Source organism: Streptomyces sp. NPDC127092 (assembly GCF_042722475.1).
GTDB lineage: Bacteria > Actinomycetota > Actinomycetes > Streptomycetales > Streptomycetaceae > Streptomyces.
This window is the reverse complement of record NZ_JBHXFE010000104.1, coordinates 1861-3378: the sequence shown is the minus strand read 5'-3', so window position 1 is coordinate 3378 and position 1518 is coordinate 1861. Positions and strand designations below refer to the sequence as shown.

1 protein-coding gene and 1 pseudogene are annotated in these 1518 nt (G+C 67.5%); one reads left to right on the top strand and one right to left on the bottom strand.

Annotated elements, in window-relative coordinates:
- Positions 1-425, top strand: a pseudogene (locus ACFWJO_RS37440) (hypothetical protein); the annotation flags it as partial.
- Between the two features lie 307 nt (positions 426-732).
- On the opposite strand, the gene ACFWJO_RS37435 reads toward ACFWJO_RS37440, so the two are convergent.
- On the bottom strand, positions 733-1518 hold a 786-nt coding region (locus ACFWJO_RS37435; protein ID WP_386872585.1), incomplete at its 5' end, for a DNA/RNA helicase domain-containing protein.

Below are 1518 nucleotides of genomic sequence, written 5' to 3'. Positions count from 1 at the left end.
TGTGCGGACCGATCTGGTCTGCCATGCACGTCGTGATCGTGGAGCGCTACAAGGAGGGCCGCAAGGCCATGAAGTCGATCTTCGGCGGGGCAGGGTCGTTCCGGTGGGGCACGAACACCGGGCTCCTGCTGCTGCCGATCGTGACGCTGGTGCAGCCGGTGCTCGGGGTGGCTCTGGCCCTGACCCTGCTCATCCAGGGATTCGTGTCCGTGAAGGTCGGCATCATGGAGGCCCGCAGCGTCAAGGATCTGGGAATTGCGGGAGTCACCGCGGCGGTGCTGGCGTCCAACGGTGCCGCATGGGGCCTGGCGACGGGCGTCATCCTCTGCCTCGTGATCTACGGCCGGGACTTCTTCCGCGGTGAGCCAGATGCCACCTTCGAGGCCATGCTCCGCGCGGAGGAGGGCCAGGCCGCCGAGAGCTGACGTCTCACGGGCCGCAGCCTTCGACCGAGGCCCCGGGATGCATCGTTCACTGTGATGCAGACCGGGGCCTCGGTGCGTGAGTCTGGCCGCCGGAGGGTCTGCCATCTCCCCGGGGAACACCCAGTCCAGATCCCCGGCCGCCTGGGCCATGGGCTGGGTCTTCTCCAACACCCGCTCTCATCTGGTCTGAGCGGCCTTCATCGGGTCCGAACCGGAGCCGGAATCTTCTGCGCATCTGCCCCTTCTGGCGGCCGCGGGCCTGGTCAGAAGGGTCAGATGCGCAGATGATTCCCGAGGTTGCCGAGCATCACTCGCCGGTCCGCCTCCGGGAACGGCGGAGCTCCGCAGCACGACGACGGGCCTGCTCGAGGTCGTCCGTGGAGAGGATGAACTCGGTCTCCGCCGAGTAGCCGACATCGACGGCGCGCAGGACCTCGCCCGGACGGCCACCCGGAGGGACGCCGAAGGCCGCTGACGTCACGCCGAGTTCGTCGATGCCTGGGAACCAGCGGGCGAACTGCTCCTGGAGACCCTCGTCCACGACGTACAGGTAGGTCCCGCGGACGCCGCGCGTCAGGAGCACGTTGTAGATGTTGATGACGTACTCGCGCAGGTCCTCGTCCGAGTAGGTGCGGCTGAGGTAGCCGTTGTTCTTCTTGCCACCCGTGTCCGCATAGTCGGCACGGGAGAAGACCACCCGCTGGGCCGTGTCGTCCCACTGCAGGTCGGGGCCGATGACGACGCCGGCGTAGTTGAGGTCGTACCCCTGGAGGGTGTGGATGGAGCCGATCTCGTCGAGTGAGCCGGGGGAGTCGACCCAGTCGGTGTCGGCGACGTTCCACGGCATCTGTACCCCGTCGAGCTCGATGTCCCAGTCCGGCTTCGACGGATTCGTGCGGAAGCCCTTGCTCTGCCACTTCCAGGCGAACCCGGCGGCAAGACGGGCGAGGGTGAACTCGGTGTCGCGCGCACGGATCGCCTCACGCATCGCGCCGAAGTCCGTGAACAAGCGCAGGTCGTACTCGCCCAGGTCCGGGGCCGGGGGGTGCTCGCATCGGAGGAGCTTTCCGAAGAGGTCGAGGTAGGAGTAGGA